This is a genomic window from Streptomyces sp. NEAU-YJ-81 (assembly GCF_017592595.1).
Classification (GTDB): domain Bacteria; phylum Actinomycetota; class Actinomycetes; order Streptomycetales; family Streptomycetaceae; genus Streptomyces; species Streptomyces hygroscopicus_B.
In genome coordinates this window covers 332,728-348,289 of sequence record NZ_JAGFNO010000007.1, presented here as the reverse complement: position 1 = coordinate 348,289, position 15,562 = coordinate 332,728, and the positions used below count along the sequence as shown (strand labels likewise).

The window sequence follows — 15,562 nt, the reverse complement described above, 5'->3', positions numbered from 1 at the left end:
TTAGACTGGCCGTACCGCGATTGTTGCGGTCGTCTCCGGCATGCGGACGCGTTCCGGTTTGCCTGTCTATGGTCGGTGGTGCATCGACCCGTGACTGGCTGTGGCGATATGTTCCTTTCCCCCCCATTCAAGGACCGTGATCGACGTGAAGGTCGGTATCCCCCGCGAGGTCAAGAACAACGAGTTCCGTGTGGCCATCACCCCCGCCGGTGTGCACGAGCTGGTCCGAGGCGGCCATGAGGTCGTCGTGGAGCAGAGTGCCGGCCTCGGTTCCTCCATCACGGACGAGGAGTACACCGCCGCCGGTGCGCGCATCCTCGGCACCGCCGACGAGGTCTGGGCCACCGCCGACCTGCTGCTGAAGGTCAAGGAGCCCGTCGCGGAGGAATACCACCGGATGCGCAAGGGCCAGACGCTCTTCACCTACCTGCATCTGGCCGCCTCCCGGGCCTGCACGGACGCGCTGCTGGAGTCCGGCACCACCGCCATCGCCTACGAGACCGTCGAGACCGCGAACCGCGCCCTGCCGCTGCTCGCGCCGATGTCCGAGGTCGCGGGCCGGATCGCGCCGCAGGTCGGCGCGTACCACCTGATGCGCTCGGCCGGTGGCCGTGGTGTGCTGCCCGCCGGGGTGCCGGGTGTGGCCGCCGCGCGGGCCGTCGTCATCGGCGGTGGCGTCTCCGGGTGGAACGCCGCCCAGATCGCCATCGGCATGGGCTTCCACGTCACCCTGCTCGACAAGGACATCAACAAGCTGCGCGAGGCCGACCGGATCTTCGGCACCCGGGTGCAGACCATCGCCTCCAACGCCTTTGAGCTGGAGAAGGCCGTCCTCGAGGCCGACCTGGTCATCGGCGCGGTGCTCATCCCGGGTGCCAAGGCGCCCAAGCTGGTCACCAACGAGCTGGTGTCCCGGATGAAGCCGGGAAGTGTCCTTGTCGACATCGCGATCGACCAGGGCGGCTGCTTCGAGGACTCCCGTCCCACCACCCACGCCGAGCCGACCTTCGCGGTCCACGACTCGGTCTTCTACTGCGTCGCGAACATGCCCGGCGCGGTGCCGAACACCTCCACCCACGCGCTCACCAACGCGACGCTCCCGTACATCGTGGAGCTGGCCAACCGCGGCTGGCGGGACGCGCTGCGCCGGGACGCCGCACTGGCCAAGGGGCTCAACACCCATGAGGGACAGGTCGTCTACGGCCCGGTCGCCGAGGCGCATGACCTGCCCGCGGTTGAACTGAGCTCGCTGATCGGCTGAATGACGCTCGGAGTCCACCGGCCCGGCCGCCGGAGCGGGTGAACTCCGGTTGCCGGACGGTCAACCCGGACCGTCAACCACATGTCAACAATGGGCATCCGGCCGGGTCTTGTCGAAGGATGAGGCCCGGCCGAAGGTGTGTCCGCTGTGCCCCGTATCGGGTGTGGCCCATGGCTCGGCCAACTCGCCCTAAATGCAACTATTCAGACGCTTTATGCGGCGGTGAAATCTCCGCGGCGCCGTTCACACGCCCTTGACATCGGGGTGTTCGATTGCCGACACATCATGCCGTGTCCGGTGGATTGTGTTGCTGCGGACCGCCGACACGCCATAGAGTCGCCAACCGTCGGCATGGTGTCACGCTGACCTATAGAGAAATTTCCTGGTCACCAAGGAGGTAGGACGACTTGTGAATGAGTCGACATTTTCTCCCGGGGGTGGTCAACCAGGACCGGCTGCGCGGGGCCAGGGCCCCTCGGGGCTCGAGGCTGTCGGCTCCGTCGCTGTCCGTACCTTCGCAACCCGCCAGAGCCCGACGACAGCCCACCAGAGCCACAGCATGGACGGCCATCACGTGAACGCCATGGCCGGCGACCAGGGGGGCACGGATCCCGCCCGCTTCGCCGACTACGACGACCTCCCCGACGGGCACTTCTACGACCCGGACGCGGAGTACGAGCCAGACCCCGAATACGCGGCCACGCTCGCGCCCGACGCTGCCCGCCAGCGCCGCGAGCGGATCGGCCCCACCGGGCGCCCGCTGCCGTACTTCCCGATCCCGGGGCCGCTGACCGATCACGGTCCAGCGAAGATCATCGCGATGTGCAACCAGAAGGGCGGGGTCGGTAAGACCACCTCCACCATCAACCTGGGCGCGGCCCTGGCCGAATACGGCCGCCGGGTGCTGCTCGTCGACTTCGACCCGCAGGGCGCCCTGTCGGTCGGCCTCGGGGTCAACCCGATGGAGCTCGACCTCACGGTCTACAACCTGCTCATGGAGCGGGGCATGTCGGCCGACGAGGTGCTGCTGAAGACGGCCGTGCCCAATATGGATCTGCTCCCCAGCAATATCGACTTGTCGGCCGCCGAGGTGCAGCTGGTGAGCGAGGTCGCCCGGGAGTCGACCCTGCAGCGCGCCCTCAAGCCGCTGATGGCCGACTACGACTACATCGTCATCGACTGCCAGCCCTCGCTCGGTCTGCTCACCGTCAACGCGCTGACCGCGGCGCACAAGGTGATCGTGCCGCTGGAGTGCGAGTTCTTCGCGCTGCGCGGTGTGGCGTTGCTCACGGAGACGATCGAGAAGGTCCAGGAGCGGCTCAACCCCGACCTGGAGCTGGACGGCATCCTCGCCACGATGTACGACTCGCGCACCGTGCACAGCCGTGAGGTCCTCGCCCGCGTGGTCGAGGCGTTCGACGATCACGTCTACCACACGGTCATCGGCCGCACGGTCCGCTTCCCCGAGACCACGGTCGCGGGTGAGCCGATCACCACGTACGCGTCCAACTCCGTCGGTGCCGCCGCCTATCGCCAGCTCGCCAGGGAGGTGCTCGCCCGGTGTCACGCCGAGTGAGTCTGCCGGGAGCCGACGAACTGTTCCGCACCACGGGAGGGATGGGGCTCCAGTCCTCCGCTCCCGCCGCCGGGCGCCGCCAGGCGAACGGCGAGGGCCCCCGGGTGCCCCCGCCCGCCGCCGACCCCGACGCCGAGCCTCGGGAAGGGCAGGAGCAGCGCCCGGACGGTGAGCAGTCCGGCTCGGGCGAACACACGGGACGCGAGACGGCGGCCTCCCAGGACACGGTGGGTGAGCGGCGCCCCGGGGCCGGGGACCGGCCCAAGGGCCGCCAGGCCCAGGGCGGTTCGGCCGCGGCCGAGCAGAGCGGCGAGGCCCGCCGCCGCGCTCGTGCGGCGAACCGTCGGCCCAGCGGGCGCGAGCGCCACGACGAGAAGATCACGGTCTATGTCTCCGCCGAGGAGCTCATGGACCTTGAGCACGCGCGGTTGGTGCTCCGCGGTGAGCACGGGCTCGCCGTCGACCGCGGCCGGATCGTCCGCGAGGCGGTCGCGGTCGTCCTCGCCGACCTCGAGTCGCGCGGCGACGCGAGCATCCTGGTGCGCCGCCTCCGCGGCCGTTGACCGGGCCGGGCGATAGCCTGCCCGGTCGTACGGGCTGCCCCGCCCGGCCCTGAGCACCCTGGACCGCGATGCCGACGAACGACGATCCCGCCCCGCCGCCCCGTCCCTCTCGCCGCACCCTCGGCCGAGGCCCCGGCGCGGCGCCCCCCGACGCGGGCCCGGACCGTCCCTCGGAGCGTCCCACCGCGCCCCCGCCCCCACAGACGGCCTCTCAGCGCCCCGCGGCGCCGCCGCCCGAGCCCACGTCGCCCCCGGCGCCCGGAGAGCCGCAGAAAGGCGCTCAGGCGGCGCGTGAGGCTACTGCTGGGCCGTCTGCCGCGTCGGAGGCAGGCGAGGCGGCCCCGGGCACCGCTGCGCCGGAGGCCAAGCATGAGGCAGACGAGGCGGCCCCGGAGGGACGCGCTGCGCCGGACGCCGAGCCCGAGGCACACGACGCAGCACCGGAGCGAAACGCTGCGCCGGACGTCGAGCCCGAGCCGCCCCCGGCGGTCGATGAGCCCACTGCCCCGGTCCCGGCGGCCACTGAGCCCGCCGCCCCGGAGGAGCAGGCCGTGCCGAGGGGCGAGCCGGAGCCGGTGCATGCGCGGGCCGACCTCGATGTGGCCCCCTCCGGGGGCGGACACGGCGGCGACGCGGCCGGGGCCGGGACCGGGACCGAAGCCGGCGGCGGGAGTGACACCGGCGGCGGGACCGGCCGGGGCGAGGCGCACGGCGGCGAGGTGCAGGCCGACGACGGCGGCAATCGGTTCACCGTGCGGCTGGACAACTTCGAGGGGCCCTTCGACCTCCTCCTCCAGTTGATCTCCAAGCACAAGCTGGATGTCACCGAGGTCGCGCTCTCCAAGGTCACCGACGAGTTCATGGTCTATATCCGCGCCATGGGGCCGGACTGGGACCTCGACCAGACCACCGAGTTCCTCGTCGTCGCGGCGACCCTGCTGGATCTCAAGGCGGCCCGGCTGCTGCCCGCCGCCGAGGTCGAGGACGAGGCGGACCTGGCGCTGCTGGAGGCGCGTGACCTGCTCTTCGCGCGGCTGCTGCAGTACCGCGCGTACAAGCAGATCGCGGATATCTTCAACGACCGGCTGATCGCCGAGGCCGCCCGTCACCCCCGTACGGTCGGCCTGGAGCCGCACCACGCCGAGCTGCTCCCCGACGTCGTCATCAGCATCGGCCCCGAGGGCTTCGCCAAGCTGGCGGTCAAGGCGATGCAGGCCAAGCCCAAGCCGCAGGTCTACATCGACCACATCCACGCCCCACTGGTCAGCGTCCGGGAGCAGGCCGAGGTGGTGGTCGCGCGGCTGCGGGAGCTGGGGGAGGCCACCTTCAGCACGCTCACCGAGGACGCTCCCGACGTCCTTACGGTCGTCGCGCGCTTCCTGGCGCTCCTGGAGCTCTACCGCGAGCGCGCGGTCCTGCTCGACCAGCCGGAGGCGCTCGGGTCGCTCATGGTCCGCTGGACGGGCGAGGCGGGGCGGGAGCCGCTGGTCACCGACGAGTTCGACCAGGAGGCCCAGGCCAAGCCCCAGGCGGAGTCCCAGACCAAGCCCCAGGCGGAGCCGCAGGACAAGCCCCCTGAGGAGACGGCCACGCCGGAGCCGGAGAAGGAGAAGGAGGAGGTACCGAGTTGAGCGAGCAGCGGACACCCGCCGGGCTCTCCGAGGTCGCCGAGCTGGACCTCAAGCCCGCCCTGGAGGCCGTCCTCATGGTCGTCGACGAGCCCGCCACCGAGGAGCACCTCGCCAAGGTGCTGGCACGGCCGCGCCGCGCCGTCGCGGACGCCCTGCGCGAGCTGGCCGACGAGTACGCGACGCAGGGCCGGGGCTTCGAGCTGCGGCTGGTCGCGGGCGGCTGGCGCTACTACACGCGCCCGGCCTACGCCGCCGCCGTCGAGGGCTTCGTCCTGGACGGGCAGCAGGCCCGGCTCACCCAGGCCGCTTTGGAAACCCTCGCGGTGGTCGCGTACCGTCAGCCGGTCAGCCGTTCCCGTGTCTCGGCCGTCCGCGGTGTCAACTGCGACGGCGTGATGCGGACCCTCCTGCAGCGGGGACTGGTCGAGGAGGCGGGCACGGAACCCGAAACAGGTGCGATCCTGTACAGGACGACGAACTACTTCCTGGAGCGGATGGGCCTGCGAGGGCTGGACGAGCTTCCGGAGCTCGCACCGTTCCTCCCCGAGGCGGACGCGGTCGAGGGCGAGTCCCAGGAGGGCGTGCCGTCGTTCGATCCGGACGCCATCGACAGCGATGACGCGCACGACGACGTAGAACACCGAGCCCGTAGCGGCCACTCTCAGACGGAAACTTGATGCGAAGCAGCGGCAGGAACAGCAGGGGCAGCGGCAGCGGTAGCGGCGGCAACAACTACCGGGGCGCGGGGAACCGGCGCGACGAGCAGCAGCAGCGCGCCGGCCGCCCCCGCCCCGAGGAGCGCCGCTACGACGTGGGCGGCGGCCCCCAGGCGGGCCCCGGCCCCAAGGCGGGTCCCAAGGGAGGCTCCCAGGGCGGTCCCAAGGGAGGCTCCCAGGGCGGTCCCAAGGGCGGCCCTAAGGGCGGCACGGCCAAGAGCGGTGCCCCCAAGGGCGTCGGCGGCCGCGGCCGCAAGCCGAACGCACCGGCCCGTCCGCGCGAGTACGAGGCGCAGATGGAGGAGCGCAACCGCGCCCGCCACGACAAGCCGCGGGTCGCGCTGCCCAAGACCTTCGGCGAGGTCGAGGGCGAGCGGCTGCAGAAGGTCCTCGCCCGCGCCGGGATGGGCTCGCGGCGCGCCTGTGAGGAGCTGATCGACCAGGCCCGGGTCGAGGTCAACGGCAAGATCGTGACCGAGCAGGGGCTGCGCGTCGACCCCGAGAAGGACGAGATCAAGGTCGACGGGCTGACCGTGGCCACCCAGTCGTACCTCTTCTTCGCGCTGAACAAGCCCGCCGGTGTCGTCTCCACCATGGAGGACCCCGACGGCCGCCAGTGCCTGGGCGACTATGTGACCAACCGCGAGACCCGGCTCTTCCACGTCGGCCGGCTCGACACCGAGACCGAGGGCATCATCCTGCTCACCAACCACGGTGAGCTGGCCCACCGCCTCACCCACCCCCGCTACGGCGTGAAGAAGACCTATCTCGCCGCCATCCAGGGCCCGCTCCCGCGTGACCTCGGCAAGCGGCTCAAGAGCGGCATCGAGCTGGAGGACGGCTACGCCCGCGCCGACCACTTCCGTGTGGTGCAGAACACCGGCAAGAACTACCTGGTCGAGGTGAGCCTGCACGAGGGCCGTAAGCACATCGTGCGGCGGATGCTCGCCGAGGCCGGTTTCCCGGTCGACAAGCTGGTGCGGACGGCCTTCGGCCCGATCGCGCTCGGCGACCAGAAGTCCGGCTGGCTGCGCCGGATGACCAACACCGAGGTCGGCATGCTGATGCGCGAGGTCGAGCTCTGAGAGCCGGGGACCGCTGAGGCCGGGGACCGCTGACGGCCCCGGCCGTCGTGGCGGCCCGCCGCGTCTCGCCCAGCGGTCGCCCCGGGAGCCTGTCGGACCCGCTCGTTACGCTGATCGGGAGTGCGGCCGGCGACGCGGCCGCGCCCGACGCACGACAGGCACAGCGCGCACAGGGAGCGAGACGTGGCGGTACGAGCGGTCCGCGGGGCAGTCCAGCTGGAGCGGGACGAGCCGGAGCACATGCATGAGCAGGTCTCCGCGCTGCTGACGGCCATCCTGGGGCGCAATGCCCTCGACCCCGACGATCTGATCAGCGTGTGGTTCACGGCCACCCCCGATCTGCACAGCGACTTCCCCGCGGCCGCCGCCCGCAAGCTGGGCATCACCGACGTGCCGCTGATCTGCGCCCAGGAGCTGGACATCGAGGGGGCCATGCCCCGCGTCGTCCGCATACTGGCGCATATCGAGACCTCCCTGCCCAAGTCCGAGATCGCCCATGTCTACCTCGGCGCCGCCGCCGCCCTCCGCAAGGACATCGCCCAATGAGAACCGCGCTCGTCATCGGCACCGGCCTGATCGGCACCTCCGCCGCGCTGGCCCTGGCCGGCCGCGGGGTCCAGGTGCACCTCGCCGACCATGACGCGGACCAGGCCCGCACCGCCGAGGCGCTGGGCGCCGGGACGCAGGGCGAGCCCGCCGGGCCCGTGGACCTGGCGATTGTCGCCGTCCCCCCGGCGTACGTGGCCGGGACGGTGGCCGATGTGCTGCGCCGCGGCCTGGCCCGCGGCGTGCTGGACGTCGCGAGCGTCAAGGGCGGCCCGCGCCGCGAGCTGGAGGCCCTCGGCTGCGATCTGACCCGCTACATCGGCACGCATCCGATGGCGGGCCGGGAGCGCTCCGGGCCGCTGGCCGCCACCGCCGACCTCTTCGAGGGACGGCCCTGGGTGCTCACGCCCACCGGCGGCACCGACACCGAGGTGCTCAACCTCGCGCTCGAGCTCGTCGCGCTGTGCCGGGCGGTGCCCGTGGTGATGGAGGACGAGGCCCACGACCGGGCGGTGGCGCTCGTCTCGCACACCCCGCACCTGCTGTCCAGCATGGTCGCCGCACGGCTCCAGGACGCGGATGAGACGGCGGTGCGGCTGTGCGGCCAGGGCATCCGCGACGTCACCCGGATCGCGGCCTCCGACCCCGCCATGTGGATCGACATCCTCTCCGCCAACCCCGGCCCGGTCGCCGATGTGCTCGCCGCCGTCGCCTCCGACCTCGACGAGACGGTGCGGGCGCTGCGCGCGCTCCAGTCCGCCGACGAGGCCAAGCGCGGCGACGGCACGGCCGGTATCGAGGACGTGCTGCGCCGGGGCAACGCCGGGCGGGAGCGGGTGCCGGGCAAGCACGGCGCCGCCTCGGCCGTCTACGAGACCGTGACGGTGCTCATCGGCGACCAGCCGGGCGAGCTGGCCCGGATCTTCGCCGACGCGGGCCGGGCGGGGGTCAACATCGAGGACGTCCGGATCGAGCACGCCACCGGGCAGCAGTCCGGTCTGATCCAGCTGATGGTCGAGCCCTCGGCGGCCCCGGGGCTCACCAAGGCCCTGCGCGAGCGGGGCTGGTCCATCCGGCAGTAGCGGCGGAGCGGACCGCCGGGCGCCCCGGGCGGACCGGGGCCGTCCACAGGGGTGCGAAGCCGTCCGTGGGAAGCCAGTAACCTTGTCCGAGGCTCACATGGCCCGTTCAACTCAGCCCCGTGCACACGAAAGGTGTCTGTCACCGTGGAAACCGCCGCCCGGACCGCCCCGGCAGCAGTGATTGTCGCGATCGACGGCCCCGCAGGCACGGGTAAGTCCAGTACCTCGAAGGCCGTCGCCGCCAAGCTGGGCCTGGGCTACCTGGACACCGGCGCCCAGTACCGGGCGATCACCTGGTGGATGGTGACCAACGGCATCGACGTCGACGACGCCGTGGCCGTGGCCGACGCCGCCGCCAAGCCCCACATCGTCTCCGGTATCGACCCGGCCGCCCCGACGATCAGCGTCGACGGCACCGATGTCTCCGGGCCGATCCGCACCCAGGAGGTCACCTCGCGGGTCAGCGCGGTCAGCGCGGTGCCCGAGGTGCGGGCCGTGATCACCGAGCTGCAGCGGACCATCGCCGCCGAGGCGCCGCGCGGCATCGTGGTCGAGGGCCGGGACATCGGCACCACGGTCCTCCCGGACGCCGACCTCAAGATCTTCCTGACCGCCTCCCCGGAGGTCCGGGCGGCCCGCCGCAGCGGTGAGCTGAAGGGCAAGGAGGCCGCCGACCTGGCCGCCACCCAGGCCGCGCTGGCCAAGCGGGACGCCCTGGACTCCGGCCGTAAGACCTCGCCGCTCGCCAAGGCGGACGACGCGGTCGAGGTGGACACCTCCGAACTCACCCTCGACCAGGTCATCGAGTGCGTCGTCACTCTCGTCGAGGAGAAGCGGACGGTCGCGTGAGCGCCACCGACGCGGTGCTTCCCAGCGCGGCCGGTGCCGTCGTGGCGCGGCGGATCGGCATCGGCCTGATGTACGGGCTGTGGCGGCCCCGGGTGCTGGGCGCGTGGCGGATCCCGTCCGCCGGGCCCGTCATCCTCGCGGGGAACCACTCCCACAACATCGACGGCCCGATGCTGATCGGCACCTCGCCGCGGCCGGTGCACTTCCTGGTCAAGAAGGAGGCGTTCGTCGGCCCGCTGGACCCGTTCCTGCGCGGTATCGGGCAGCTGAAGGTGGACCGTGCGAGCGCCGACCGCGCCGCGATCGGCCAGGCCCTGGGGGTGCTGAAGCGCGGCGGGGTCCTCGGGATCTTCCCGGAGGGCAGCCGCGGCGACGGCGACTTCGCGTCGCTGCGCTCGGGGCTCGCGTACTTCGCCGTGCGCTCCGGCGCGCCGATCGTGCCGGTGGCGGTGCTCGGCACCGCCACCCCGCGCGGCGGCGACGGGCGGGCCAGGGCGCTGCCCCGGCTGCGCAGCAGGGTCGACGTGGTGTTCGGCGACCCCTTCGAGGCGGGAGACGGAAGCGGCAGGCGGACGCGGGCGGCCCTGGACCAGGCCACCGAGCGCATCCAGAAGCGGCTGGGCACGCATCTGGGCACCGCCAGGCGGCTGACCGGCCGCCCAGACCAGACATGAGATCCGCGAGCCCTCAGGGGCGGCCGCGGTATTGAGGGACGACGAGGAAATCTTCATGAACGACCAGATCCACAGCGGCGGCGACGAGCACGGGGAGCTTGGCGACGCCGAGTACGCGGAGTTCATGGAGCTCGCCGTGCAAGAGGGCTTCGACCTGGAGGAGGTCGAGGGCGACCTCGCCGCGGCGGGACACGGTCCGCTGCCGGTGCTGGCCGTCGTCGGCCGCCCCAATGTCGGCAAGTCCACCCTGGTGAACCGGATCCTCGGCCGCCGCGAGGCGGTCGTGGAGGACCGCCCCGGGGTCACCCGCGACCGGGTGACCTACGAGGCCGAGTGGTCCGGCCGCCGCTTCAAGGTGGTCGACACCGGCGGCTGGGAGCAGGACGTGCTCGGTCTCGACGCGTCCGTGGCGGCCCAGGCCGAGTTCGCGATCGAGGCCGCCGACGCGGTGGTCTTCGTCGTGGACGCGACGGTGGGCGCCACCGACACCGACGAGGCCGTGGTCAAGCTGCTGCGCCGGGCCGGAAAGCCCGTGGTGCTGTGCGCCAACAAGGTCGACGGGCCCAGCGCCGAGGCGGACGCCGCGATGCTGTGGTCGCTCGGCCTCGGCGAGCCGTACGCGGTCTCCGCACTGCACGGCCGTGGCACCGGCGACATGCTCGACGCGGTCCTGGAGGCGCTGCCCGAGGCCCCGGCCCAGACCTTCGGTGCGACGCTCGGCGGACCGCGCCGGATCGCCCTGGTCGGCCGCCCGAACGTGGGCAAGTCCTCGCTGCTCAACAAGGTCGCGAACGAGGAGCGGGTGGTCGTCAACGAGTTGGCGGGCACCACCCGCGACCCGGTCGACGAGATCATCGAACTCGGCGGCATCACCTGGAAGTTCGTCGACACCGCCGGTATCCGCCGCCGGGTCCACCTCCAGGAGGGCGCCGACTACTACGCCTCGCTGCGCACCGCGGCCGCCGTGGAGAAGGCCGAGGTCGCGGTCGTGCTGATCGACGCCAGTGAGTCCATCAGCGTCCAGGACCAGCGGATCATCACGATGGCCGTCGAGGCCGGGCGCGCGCTCGTCATCGCGTACAACAAGTGGGACACCCTCGACGAGGAGCGCCGCTACTACCTCGAGCGCGAGATCGAGACGGAGCTGGGGCAGATCCAGTGGGCACCGCGGGTCAATGTCTCGGCGCGCACCGGCCGCCATATGGAGAAGCTGGTCCCGGCGATCGAGACGGCGCTGGCCGGCTGGGAGACCCGGGTCCCGACCGGGCGGCTCAACGCCTTCCTCGGCGAGATCGTCGCCTCCCATCCGCATCCGATCCGCGGCGGCAAGCAGCCGCGGATCCTCTTCGGGACGCAGGCCGGCACCCGGCCGCCGCGGTTTGTGCTCTTCGCCTCGGGCTTCCTGGAGGCGGGCTACCGCCGCTTCATCGAGCGGCGGCTGCGCGAGGAGTTCGGCTTCGAGGGGACGCCCCTGCAGATCTCGGTGCGGGTGCGCGAAAAGCGCGGCCGCAAGAGGTAACGGCGGCGGCGCGCGGTTGACGCCATCCCGGCCCCGGACTTCACCGTCCGGCGGCGGGGCGGCGGCGCTGGACGCGCTCAGCGGCGGGTCGGTTCCGGCCCGCCGGGCGCGCATGACGGCACCACGTCAGTAGGTGTCCACGTCAGTAGGTGTGACCCCGCTCCTCGCCCCGGCCGGGCGGCAGGGCGGGGAGATAGCCGCGGTAGTACAGCTCGTCGGTGTGCCAGGCCCCGCTGTGGCTGTCCGGGCGGCCGTGGCCGCCGCTGATGAGGCCCCGGGGCTGGCCGATGGCGGCGAACGCCACGAACTCCATGTTCTCCTCGTCCGAGCGGTCGCCGGGCAGCGCCCGGAACAGCCTGCGGTACTCCGCGTACAACGCGTCGTAGATCGGCGTGGCGGAGTGGCGCCAGGGATCGTGCGCTGCCTCCAGGGCGGGGCGCATGGCCGGAATGCAGCCGTATGACGGGGATCGGTAGGAGAGGTCGTATGCGTGCACGTATGTGCCAACGACCCGGCCGCCCGTCGGATGCGGCATCGGTGGCGAATGGGCTGCCCACCATGGGTCGCCGAGGTCCGGTGGGAGGTCCGGGACGGCGGCGGTCATGTGCCCGCGAGCGGCATCGACGCGCCGACCAGCGCACCGCGCGCCGCGGCCCGGTCCAGCGCCGCGCGCAGTTGGTCCTCGCGCGGCTGGGTGCCGATCGTGCCCGCGGCCGCGGCGTAGATCAGCACCTTCTGGGAACGGCCGACGGCGCTTCGCCAGCCCTCGCTGAGCGGCATCGGGCTGTGCGCCTGCCACCAGGCCACCGGTCGGCCGCCGCCCGGCGCCGGCATCAGCACCGCGTGCAGCCGCCCCATGGCCAGCAGCACCGACCAGCCGGGGTTGGGCGCGGGCGGCCGGCCCAGGTCGACCACCGGGGCGAACCCCTGCTCGCTGAGGAGCTGAAGGAACTCGTCGCCGTGCCCGGCCGAACCCGGTCGGATGATCGGCGCGGTCGGCTCCACCACCAGCGCCGGGCACACCTCCTGACCCACCAGCACCACCCCGCTGGTCACGCCGAGCACCGCCTGCTGGGGCACCGGTGCGTGACCGGACGGTGCCTGACCGGACGGTGCGTGGCCGGACGGCGCGGAGGCGTGGGAGGCGGTGGCGGGAGACGCGAGCGACGGGGCCGGGGCGGAGTATCCGGGCGGGGCGGCCGGGGCGGGGAAGTGCGGCGCCGAAGCATGCGCCGCGGCCGGTACGGGCGGCGCGTACGACGGCGCGGTGTCCTCACCCGTGATGGACCGCACCGCACCGCGCAACTGGTCCTCGGAGACCGGGACGACCTGGGAGGGGACGCAGGTGGCGTGCGCGAAGGCCAGCACCGCCGTCTCCTGCCCCACGAAGAGCACGGTGCTGGTCCGCTCCTGCTCGGTGTTGCCGGGGGTGCGGCAGGAGGTGCAGTCGTAAGCGCCCGGGGCGTTGTCCCCGGCGAGCAGCCGGTCGGCTTCTTCGTCGCCGATCTCGGCGCGTACGTCATTGCTGACGTCGAGCATGCGCGGCACGGGTGGCTCCTCGGTCTCGGTGGGTGCGCGGGGTGGGTCCCCGGCTCATACGTAGACAACGGGCCATGCGGGGCGGGGGTCACGCGGCCCGGCCGCCCCGGGGTCTGATGCGCCGTCGGGCCGGAAAGTTCCCCCGACTTCCTACCGATTGCACATCTGTTGGGGCACAAAAAGGTGATGAAACCCAACCCTGTGCCACTTTTCTCGGTCTTACACCGTGGTAGGCGGACGACACACTCGTCCGCGGGGAAGCCATGGGATACGGGGCCGGATGCACATCTCTTTCCTTATTCACAACGCGTACGGGATCGGCGGGACGATCCGGACCACGTACAACCTCGCCCGTTCCCTGGGAGAGCAGCACGATGTGGAGATCGTGTCGGTGTTCCGCCACCGTGACCAGCCGATCTTCGACCCCGGTCCGCGGGTGCGGCTCAGCCATCTCGTGGACATCCGGAAGAACAGCCCGTCCTACGACGGCGCCGACCCGGACCACGGCCGCCCGGCGGAGGTCTTCCCCGCGTCCGAGGGCCGCTACAAGCAGTACAGCGCCCTCACCGACCGCCGTATCGGGGACCATCTCCGCCGTCTCGAGGCCGATATCGTTGTCGGAACCCGCCCTGGGCTCAATGTCCACATCGCCCGCGAGGCCCGCCGCGGTCCGGTACGGGTCGGCCAGGAGCATCTGACGCTCGGCACCCACTCCACGAGGCTGAAGCGGGCCCTGCGCGCCGTCTATCCCCGGCTGGACGCGGTGACCACCGTGACCGAGGCCGACGCGCGGACCTACCGCGACCAGATGCGGCTGCCCGGCGTACGGGTCGAGGCGGTCCCCAACAGCGTGCCCAAGCCCGGTCTCGAGCCCGCCGACGGCACCGGCAAATGGGTCGTCGCGGCCGGCCGGCTGGCCCCGGTCAAACGCTACGACCTGCTGATACGCGCCTTCGCGAAGGTCAGCGCGGCCCGCCCGGACTGGCGGCTGCGGATCTACGGCGGCGGCGCCCAGCACGCCAAGCTGCGCGCCCTCATCGACCAGCTCGGCCTCTACAACAACGTCTTCCTGATGGGCCCGGCCAATCCGCTCGACCCCGAGTGGGCCAAGGGCTCCATAGCCGCCGTCACCTCCAGCCTGGAGTCGTTCGGCATGACCATCGTGGAGGCGATGCGCTGCGGCCTTCCCGTGGTGTCCACCGACTGCCCGCACGGGCCCGCGGAGATCATCGACAACGGGGTGGACGGCCGTCTCGTGCCCACCGGCGACACCGACGCCATCGCCGCCGCGCTGCTCGACCTCATCAACAACGACGAGCTGCGCCAGCAGATGGGACAGGCGGCGCTGAAGGACTCGGCCCGCTTCGACCCCTCCCGGGTGGCCGGGCGCTACGAGACGCTGTTCTCCGGTCTGGTCGCCCGCAGCGGGCTGCGGGGCTCGCTGCACCGCGCCCGCGGCTCCCTGCTCAGCGGCGCGTTCGCCACCAAGGACTCCCTGCGGAAGGTGCGTGTCGCATGAGTGCAACGGCACAGGCAGCGCAGCACGTCGAGGAGGACAGGATGAGTGAGGCCCCCGAGGCCCCCGAGGCCCCCGAGGCCGCCCCCGCCCGCGCCGACTGCGTGGCGGACTCCGCCGGAGGGCTCACCTTCCACATCGCCGACTGGACCCGGCCCGGCCCGGGCGGCCTCGACGACTGGAGCGGTGCGCTGGTGCTGGTCCGCCGGGGCGCGGAGGACACCCCCGACGGGGAGGTGCGGCTGCCGCTGGCCCCCACCGCGGACGGCCGGCTGCAGGCCGCCCTGCCCAGCAATGTCGCCCTGCCCGAGGGCCGCTGGGACGTCCATGTGGCCCACCGGGACACCGAGCCGCAGCGGCTCGCCCCGGGCCTGAACGATCTGCGCTCGCTCGTCGACCGCCGGCCGGGGCCGAGCACCTCCCCGCTGTCCGTCCGCATCCCCTACGCCACCAAGCACGGCAATCTCTCGCTGCGCAGCTGGCGGCGGGCGCCCCACGCCGAGGCCGGGGAGATACGGCTGGAGGACGACACGATGGCCGTACGGGGGCGGCTCTACCGCGTCGCGTACCCGTCCGAGTGGCTGGCCGAGGCGGTCGTCGAGGCCCGCTGCCGGCGGAGCGCCGCCCCCGTACGGACGGCACCGCTGGTGGTGGACGGCCCGGACTTCTCCTTCACGCTCTCCTACGCCGAGCTCGCCCGGAGCTGGGACGGCGGCGCGCACGTCTGGGACCTGTGGCTGCGCCCGGCGGACGAGACCATGGCCCCAGCGCGGCTCGCCCGGATCCTGGACGATGTCGCGGACAAGAAGGAGATCTTCACCTACCCGCCGCGCACGGTGTCAGGTCCGCACGGGGAGGTGCGGGCCCAGCCGTACTACACCCGGGACAACGATCTGGCGGTGCGGATCGAGGCGCCCGCCTGATCCCAGAAGAGATCCCGGGCGAGAAGCCAGGCGAGCAGGGGGAGCTTTGAGGACGAGGGCTGTCCTCAAGCAGTGGCAGACT

At 72.3% G+C, this 15,562-nt stretch carries 15 protein-coding genes; 13 read left to right on the top strand and 2 right to left on the bottom strand.

Annotation, left to right across the window (positions count from 1 at the left end):
• Nucleotides 1-145 precede the first annotated feature (145 nt).
• From ald to der, 11 genes are all read left to right on the top strand, one after another.
• Nucleotides 146-1,261 carry an alanine dehydrogenase gene (gene ald / locus J5X86_RS19315; protein WP_208518045.1) on the top strand — a complete coding sequence of 372 codons (1,116 nt, stop codon included), beginning with the start codon at nucleotides 146-148 and terminating at the stop codon, nucleotides 1,259-1,261.
• A 409-nt stretch (nucleotides 1,262-1,670) separates the two neighbouring features.
• Nucleotides 1,671-2,837: a ParA family protein gene (locus J5X86_RS19310; protein ID WP_078559094.1), complete on the top strand. Its 1,167-nt coding sequence runs from the start codon at nucleotides 1,671-1,673 to the stop codon at nucleotides 2,835-2,837.
• Nucleotides 2,822-3,400 carry a hypothetical protein gene (locus tag J5X86_RS19305; protein WP_208518008.1) on the top strand — a complete coding sequence of 193 codons (579 nt, stop codon included), beginning with the start codon at nucleotides 2,822-2,824 and terminating at the stop codon, nucleotides 3,398-3,400. Before J5X86_RS19310 ends, J5X86_RS19305 begins: the two co-directional genes overlap by 16 nt.
• Nucleotides 3,401-3,468: 68 nt before the next feature.
• Nucleotides 3,469-5,031: a ScpA family protein gene (locus J5X86_RS19300; RefSeq protein ID WP_208518007.1), complete on the top strand. Its 1,563-nt coding sequence runs from the start codon at nucleotides 3,469-3,471 to the stop codon at nucleotides 5,029-5,031.
• Entirely contained in the window at nucleotides 5,028-5,708 is a 681-nt protein-coding gene (scpB, locus tag J5X86_RS19295; protein ID WP_059146883.1) for an SMC-Scp complex subunit ScpB, read from the top strand. The genes J5X86_RS19300 and scpB overlap by 4 nt, the downstream gene beginning before the upstream one ends.
• Complete coding sequence (locus tag J5X86_RS19290; RefSeq protein ID WP_208518006.1) at nucleotides 5,708-6,832, top strand: pseudouridine synthase; 1,125 nt, start codon at nucleotides 5,708-5,710, stop codon at nucleotides 6,830-6,832. Before scpB ends, J5X86_RS19290 begins: the two co-directional genes overlap by 1 nt.
• Before the next feature lie 183 nt (nucleotides 6,833-7,015).
• On the top strand, nucleotides 7,016-7,378 hold the full coding sequence (aroH, locus tag J5X86_RS19285) for a chorismate mutase (RefSeq protein ID WP_208518005.1): 363 nt from the start codon (nucleotides 7,016-7,018) through the stop codon (nucleotides 7,376-7,378).
• A complete protein-coding gene (locus J5X86_RS19280) occupies nucleotides 7,375-8,460 on the top strand; it encodes a prephenate dehydrogenase (RefSeq protein ID WP_208518004.1) in 1,086 nt (361 codons plus the stop codon). The genes aroH and J5X86_RS19280 overlap by 4 nt, the downstream gene beginning before the upstream one ends.
• 144 nt (nucleotides 8,461-8,604) lie before the next feature.
• Nucleotides 8,605-9,309: a (d)CMP kinase gene (gene cmk, locus J5X86_RS19275; protein ID WP_014059701.1), complete on the top strand. Its 705-nt coding sequence runs from the start codon at nucleotides 8,605-8,607 to the stop codon at nucleotides 9,307-9,309.
• On the top strand, nucleotides 9,267-9,983 hold the full coding sequence (locus tag J5X86_RS19270) for a lysophospholipid acyltransferase family protein (RefSeq protein WP_208518003.1): 717 nt from the start codon (nucleotides 9,267-9,269) through the stop codon (nucleotides 9,981-9,983). Before cmk ends, J5X86_RS19270 begins: the two co-directional genes overlap by 43 nt.
• Nucleotides 9,984-10,038: 55 nt before the next feature.
• Entirely contained in the window at nucleotides 10,039-11,502 is a 1,464-nt protein-coding gene (gene der, locus J5X86_RS19265; protein ID WP_208518002.1) for a ribosome biogenesis GTPase Der, read from the top strand.
• A 142-nt stretch (nucleotides 11,503-11,644) separates the two neighbouring features.
• Here der and J5X86_RS50770 read toward each other — a convergent pair whose 3' ends face one another.
• Complete coding sequence (locus J5X86_RS50770) at nucleotides 11,645-11,944, bottom strand: hypothetical protein (RefSeq protein WP_243980739.1); 300 nt, start codon at nucleotides 11,942-11,944, stop codon at nucleotides 11,645-11,647.
• A gap of 158 nt (nucleotides 11,945-12,102) precedes the next feature.
• Nucleotides 12,103-13,050 (bottom strand): hypothetical protein, encoded by a 948-nt coding sequence (locus tag J5X86_RS19255; RefSeq protein ID WP_374229266.1) that lies wholly within the window; start codon nucleotides 13,048-13,050, stop codon nucleotides 12,103-12,105.
• A gap of 271 nt (nucleotides 13,051-13,321) precedes the next feature.
• Here J5X86_RS19255 and J5X86_RS19250 point away from each other — a divergent pair, with 271 nt between their 5' ends.
• Together J5X86_RS19250 and J5X86_RS19245 are read left to right on the top strand one after the other, a co-directional pair.
• A complete protein-coding gene (locus tag J5X86_RS19250; protein ID WP_208518000.1) occupies nucleotides 13,322-14,560 on the top strand; it encodes a glycosyltransferase family 4 protein in 1,239 nt (412 codons plus the stop codon).
• A gap of 41 nt (nucleotides 14,561-14,601) precedes the next feature.
• Nucleotides 14,602-15,480, top strand: coding sequence for a hypothetical protein (locus J5X86_RS19245; RefSeq protein WP_208517999.1), 879 nt, complete (start codon nucleotides 14,602-14,604; stop codon nucleotides 15,478-15,480).
• The last annotated feature ends 82 nt before the right edge of the window (nucleotides 15,481-15,562 follow it).

What these genes read in the sequence shown, in the direction of transcription:
- der (WP_208518002.1), top strand. Translation starts at nt 10,039, where the DNA reads ATGAACGACCAGATCCACAGCGGCGGCGACGAGCACGGGGAGCTTGGC.
- J5X86_RS19280 (WP_208518004.1), top strand. Translation starts at nt 7,375, where the DNA reads ATGAGAACCGCGCTCGTCATCGGCACCGGCCTGATCGGCACCTCCGCC.
- J5X86_RS19300 (WP_208518007.1), top strand. Translation starts at nt 3,469, where the DNA reads ATGCCGACGAACGACGATCCCGCCCCGCCGCCCCGTCCCTCTCGCCGC.
- J5X86_RS19290 (WP_208518006.1), top strand. Translation starts at nt 5,708, where the DNA reads ATGCGAAGCAGCGGCAGGAACAGCAGGGGCAGCGGCAGCGGTAGCGGC.
- J5X86_RS19245 (WP_208517999.1), top strand. Translation starts at nt 14,602, where the DNA reads ATGAGTGAGGCCCCCGAGGCCCCCGAGGCCCCCGAGGCCGCCCCCGCC.
- J5X86_RS19250 (WP_208518000.1), top strand. Translation starts at nt 13,322, where the DNA reads ATGCACATCTCTTTCCTTATTCACAACGCGTACGGGATCGGCGGGACG.
- J5X86_RS50770 (WP_243980739.1), bottom strand. Translation starts at nt 11,944, where the DNA reads ATGCGCCCCGCCCTGGAGGCAGCGCACGATCCCTGGCGCCACTCCGCC.